The sequence below is a fragment of the Pseudochrobactrum kiredjianiae genome, from assembly GCF_030362795.1.
GTDB lineage: Bacteria > Pseudomonadota > Alphaproteobacteria > Rhizobiales > Rhizobiaceae > Pseudochrobactrum > Pseudochrobactrum kiredjianiae.
On record NZ_JAUCBM010000007.1, the window covers coordinates 149,897 to 156,107 of the forward strand.

General features: G+C 49.5%; 2 protein-coding genes and 1 tRNA gene. 2 read left to right on the forward strand and 1 reads right to left on the reverse strand.

Annotation, left to right across the window (positions count from 1 at the left end; translation table 11 throughout):
* The first annotated feature begins 512 nt into the window (after nucleotides 1-512).
* Nucleotides 513-602 (forward strand) — tRNA-Ser (locus tag QUF18_RS14495).
* 77 nt (nucleotides 603-679) lie between these two features.
* Here QUF18_RS14495 and QUF18_RS14500 read toward each other — a convergent pair.
* Nucleotides 680-1,021 (reverse strand): thioredoxin family protein, encoded by a 342-nt coding sequence (locus QUF18_RS14500; RefSeq protein WP_289387943.1) that lies wholly within the window; start codon nucleotides 1,019-1,021, stop codon nucleotides 680-682.
* A gap of 391 nt (nucleotides 1,022-1,412) precedes the next feature.
* On the opposite strand from QUF18_RS14500, the gene QUF18_RS14505 reads away from it, so the two are divergent.
* Nucleotides 1,413-6,211 (forward strand): Ig-like domain-containing protein (locus QUF18_RS14505; protein ID WP_289387945.1); only part of this gene is annotated, 4,799 nt, incomplete at its 3' end.

Here is a 6,211-nt window from a genome sequence, read left to right on the forward strand (position 1 = left end):
ACTCATGTTCCGTTTATGGGAAACGCCACACCCGAATATGCCGCTTTTGTAAGAATATACTCATACTACGATCAAATCCATGGCAGCACTGCTCTTTTTGAATCACGACCATGCATTGCTCTTAGCACAGAATCCAAAGGCAAAATCAGAGTTTTGCACTGTAAGATTCCACTCAAGATTCGCGACAAACCATAATGCGCCCGCTAAAACTTGTCCCAAAATGCTTCTGAAGACGGTTTTATAAACTCATTTCGACCTGGCGCTCATCACCATCCACAGGATAATAAAATGATTAAAAATCAAATAGATAAATAGAATTTTCTATCCTTTTTCACATTAAATAACGTTAAAAAAGACCAAGAAAATCAACAGAATTCACAGAAATGAGAAATAACTATTGATCATGCGCTCATTATAGCTATATTCCGCGCCGAAACAGACGTTTAACAGCTAACCACTGTTTGCAGACACGGTGTTTTGATTGATATCATTTACAAATATCAGTCTTGAGTGGAGAGGTGGCCGAGTGGTTGAAGGCGCACGCCTGGAAAGTGTGTATACGGGGAACCGTATCGCGGGTTCGAATCCCGCTCTCTCCGCCAGAACCATTTCTTCTTTTTAAAACTCTACATTTCAGCCATTTCAATACGATATAAATCATCGAAATTACTCGTAAATTTTAAAGCGGAAAATTTCGCTGTAGCTGAGCTCTCAATTTATTGAGCGACATTTCTCCAGCAATAATCTTTATCAGCTGTCCGTATTTAAACACTGCGATAGAAGGAACTGATCGGAGGCCGTAACTTTGCACAATTGTCGGGGCTTCAGCGACATCGACTTCACCAAATAAAATATCAGTTTGATGCATTTCTTGGACAAGCTGCTGAAACACCGGCATCATATTTTTGCACGGCTGGCACCATGTCGCGGAGAAATAAATCACTCCAAGGCCATCAGCGCTTTGCGGATTTTGAATAGCCCTCGAGAAATTATTGATATTCAACCTAATAATGCGCGACATTCGCCTCACCTAACGTCCGACATACAGAACATCAAGCTCATCCCTCCGGCTTTATCTCCACTCATCAAAAAAGCAACGCTCTTTAGAGGAAAATTATATCGACCTCAGGATACTTATAAAAGAAGCTATATCGGCTCCGGTAAGCCCACGTAAAAATACATAGTAAATAGAATCAGTTAACGGCCAAATCACCAAGTAACCTTTTACATTAATACTTTATTAATTATTCTTAACAGTTCTTTTTCAATAATATGAGCATTAACTGTAATATATACCCTCTAATACAAAGGATCATACATATCTAAAACAGTGAAGTAGATTTATCGCCATATATTAACGGGCAAGATTATCCATCAACTCTTGGATGGATTAGGAACCGGAGTGCCCGTTTATGGCCAAGCAAATTAAAGCATCATCCGCAAAGAATTCTCAGAATCTCGTAACGAAGCACGGTAATACTGCCTATGTTTCTATCGATCCTGCCAGCGTTATTAAATATGTCCGCGCAGGAAATGATCTGGTTATCCACCAGAATAATGGCAAAACCATTCGTATCAGTGGTTTCTTCACTGCGGACAACACGCAAAAGCTTGAACTGGTCTATCGGCACGATGGGCAGGAATGGCCGGTAAAAGCTGTTAAAGCCACGATTCCTGTTGATGATGCAGCAACAGGCAACGAAGTTGAATTTGTTCCGGGCGGTGGTTCAAACAGTGAAGTCAACCCGCTTCTGCTCGCAGCTCTTGCAGCCGGCGGCATCGCAGCCGCCGCTTCCGGTGGCGGCGGTGGCAATGGCGGCGGCGGTAAAGAAGCCCCTCCTCCGGCAGCTCCTAGCCTTGATACAAAATCCAATCCGGACGGAACTGTTACCGCCACTGGCGCAGCACCTGCGGGTTCGCGTGTCACGGTTACATTCCCTGATGGCACCAGCAAAATCGTCACGACAGGTGCGGATGGCAAATATACTGCCACATCAGCAACCTCTCAAAACTCCGGCCAGGTCAATGCTGTCGTTACTGATAGTAATGGCAAGACCAGTGTTCCCGCAGTTAAAGATTATCTCGATGATGTAGCGCCGAAGAGCCCTGAAGCTATCAGCATTATGGATGAAGTCGGTGCAGTAACCGGCAAGATTAAAGCGAATGATCTGACCGACGACGCCCGTCCGGTGATGAGCGGTAAAGCTGAGCCCGCTTCGGTTGTTACAATTTATGACGGCACAACCAAGCTCGGCACAGCCATCACAGATTCCGCTGGCAACTGGACTTTCCGTCCGGAAACAGCCCTTGCTGAAGGTGAACATAAAATCACCTTCACTGCGACCGATAAGGCAGGCAATACAAGTCCGGCAACGGAAGCACGGGTCTTTAAAGTAGATACCGTTGCGCCACCGGTGCCTGTATTGAAGGAAGTGCTGGATGACGTAGGCTCCATTAAAGGTGCTATCGCCGCCTCCGGTGTAACAGACGATACCCGTCCGGAATTTAAAGGTGAAAACGCAGAAGCCGGTACAACAATCCGCTTCTTTGACAATGGCTCTGAAATCGGCTCGACCGTTGTAGCAGCCGACGGCACATGGAGCTTTACACCGGAAATCGGCCTGCAGCAGGGCGTCCATCGCATTACAATGCAGGCGCAAGATACAGCAGGTAATAAAAGCGAGAAATCCGCGACATTCCAGTTCGAAGTCGACACGACACCTCCGACAGCACCGTCCATCACAGAAATTCTTGATAAGACCGGTCAATTCACCGGCAACATCACCAATGGCAAAACCACGGATGAAACCAAGCCTGTGCTTTCCGGTTCCGGCGCCGAAGCAGGTTCCGTCGTTAAAATTTACGACAAAGGCATTCTGCTAGGTGAAACCACAGCGAACGCCAATGGGACATGGAGTTTCACACCAACGGCCGATCTGACTGAAGGTGAACATATCTTCACGGTAACCGCTACAGACAAAGCGGGCAACGAAGGCATTTCTTCTGCAAGCTGGACAATCAATGTCGACGTCACAGCACCAGATGTACCAACCATCGCTAAACTTGTCGATACTGCAGGTGAAGAACTGGCACTTGATGTTGTAACCAGTGAACGCCGTCCGACCCTGACAGGGGAAGCTGAAAAAGGGGCAACCGTTACCATCTATGACAACGGCCGCCTGATCGGCACTGTCACAGCGGCTGCTGACGGCACATGGAGTTTCGAACTCGCGAGCAATCTTGCACAGGGTGAGCATAAATTCACAATCAAAGCGACAGATGCCGCGGGTAATGAGACTGCGGGCACAGATCCTTTCACGATCACAGTAGACAGCATTGCTCCTAACCGCCCTGAAATTTCATCCATTACGGATGCCGTCGGCGACATTACTGGCAATCTGGCAGCCAATGCCATGACCGATGATGCCCGTCCGACATTGAGCGGCAAGGCAGAAGCCGGATCAAAGATTACAATCTACGATCAGGGCGAAGAAATCGGTACTATAACTGCCGACGCCAATGGTCTTTGGACATATAAGCCTGACAATAATCTGTCAGAAGGCATACACTGCTTTACTGTTACTGCAGCCGATATTGCAGGCAATGTAAGCACATCCTCCAAAGCCTTCACAATCACAGTCGACACAATCGCACCGGAAGCACCGCAATTTACTATCGGCTACGATGCCGTTGGTCCGGTTGTTGGTGAGTTCGCGAGCGGTGCAATCATCAATGATAACCGTCCAAAATTGTCCGGTTCCGGCGCTGAAGCGAATGCACTGGTTAAAATTTATCAGGACGGGACTTTAGTTGGCACAGTGCGCGCCGATGTAACCGGTCAGTGGAGCTGGAAGAGCGCCACGGCTCTGAGCGACGCAACTTATGAATTTACCGCCACTGTTACCGATACAGCCGGAAATGTGAGTGCGACCTCAAGCACCTTTAGCGTGACTATTGACACCGTTCCGCCAGCCACGCCCGTCATTGACGAAATTACAGACAATGTAGCCCCCGTTGAAGGTGCCGTTGTCAAAGGCGGCTATACCAATGACACCACTCCAACTTTGAGCGGCAGCGGTGCTGAAGCCAACGGAACTGTGCGTATCTATGACGGCACAAATCTGCTGGGTGAAGTGACCGCAGATGCCTCGGGCATTTGGAGCTTCACACCGGCAGATGCATTAGGCAACGGCCTGCACGCATTCACGGTTGTAGCCGTGGATAAAGCAGGCAATGTCTCCCCTCGTTCAGATGCCTATAATGTCACGATTGATACCATCGCCCCGAATGCACCGTCGATTACACAAGTCACGGATGATGTCGGGACAATTCAGGGTAACGTAGCCAGCGGCAAAACCACAGATGATACCAGGCCCGTCATTTCCGGCTCCGGTGCAGAGGCAGGTTCTGTTGTTAAAGTCTATGACAAGGGCGTTCTAATTGGCGAAACCACAGCCAATGCGAACGGCACATGGAGTTTCACCCCAACTGCGGATTTGGTTGAGGGCGAGCATGTCTTTACCGTTACCTCAACAGATAAAGCCGGCAATGAAGGCGTTCCGTCAGCAAGCTGGACGATCCACGTCGATGTTACAGCGCCCGAAAAACCAACCATTAGCGAGGTTTTGGATACCGCAGGACAAGAGCTGTCACTTGATATCATCACCGGTGAACGTCGCCCGACCCTGACTGGTGAAGCAGAAGCAGGTACGACTGTCACCATTTATGATAATGGTCGTAAAATCGGCACTGTCGTTGCGGAAGACAATGGCACATGGAGCTTTGAACCTAAAACTAACCTTGCACAGGGCGAACATAAGTTTACAGTCAAAGCAACCGATGCTGCCGGTAACGAAAGTGCAGCATCTGATGTATTCACACTGACAGTTGATACAATTGCCCCTGATCGCCCTGAAATTTCCTCTGTTATGGACGATGTCGGCTCTATTACCGGTCTGGTAAAAGCCAATGGTATTACCGATGATGCCCGCCCTGTTCTGAGCGGCAAGGCTGAGGCCGGATCCAAGGTAACCATCTACGATCAGGGCGAAGAAATTGGCACTGTAACTGCTGATGTCAACGGCGTGTGGAGCTTTACACCGGATACCGATCTGGAAGATGGCGCGCACAGCTTTACAGTGACTGCAACTGACGCTGCCGGTAATATCAGCACATCCTCCAAAGCTTTCGCGATTACCGTCGACACGACAGCGCCTGATGCGCCACGCTTTACGTCTGGTTATGATGCTGTTGGTCCGATCACCGGTGAGTTCACCGATGGCTCCTTCATCAACGATAACCGCCCTCGCCTGTCGGGTGCCGGTGCAGAAGCAAACTCCAAGGTTCACATCTATCAGGATGGTACACTGGTTGCGACCATCACTGCCGATGCCGGTGGCCAGTGGAACTGGAAGAGCCCGACCGCTCTGGCGGACGGTTCATACAGCTTTACCGCCACAGTAGAAGATACGGCCGGTAATGTGAGTGCGGCCTCTGACGCCTTCACTATCACTGTGGATACGGTTGCACCGGATGCACCGAAGATCGACAGCATTACAGATGATCAGGAACCAATTACCGGTGACATTGCCAAGAACGGCTTTACCAATGACACCACACCAACCCTGAAGGGTTCCGGTGCCGAAGCCAATGGCACAGTCCGTATCTATGATGGTGCAACCCTGCTTGGCGAAGTCAAAGCCGATACAGACGGTAACTGGGAATACACACCGGTCAATGCACTGGGCAACGGCCTGCATACCTTCACCGTGACCGGTGTTGATGCCGCCGGTAATACTTCTGTTAAATCTGCCGAGTTCAAGATCACTGTTGATACGCTGGCACCAAATACGCCTGCGATCACGCAGGTTCTCGATGATGTGGGCACAGTCACCGGTGCGATTGCTTCTGGCAAAACCACCGATGATACCAAACCAACTCTGTCGGGTAATGGCGCAGAAGCCGGTTCCGTTGTTAAGATCTATGATAATGGCGTCTTGATTGGTCAGACCAATGCCAATGCCAATGGTACATGGAGCTTCACACCAACCACAGATCTGGCGGAAGGTGTTCACGCCTTCACCGTGACGGCAACCGATGCGGCAGGCAATGAAAGCTCTGCTTCCATGCCTTGGACTATCGAGGTTGACATCACACCTCCGGATGCGAAGTTCAAGCCTGAGATCACCAGTGCCAGCGATGATGTGCTGCC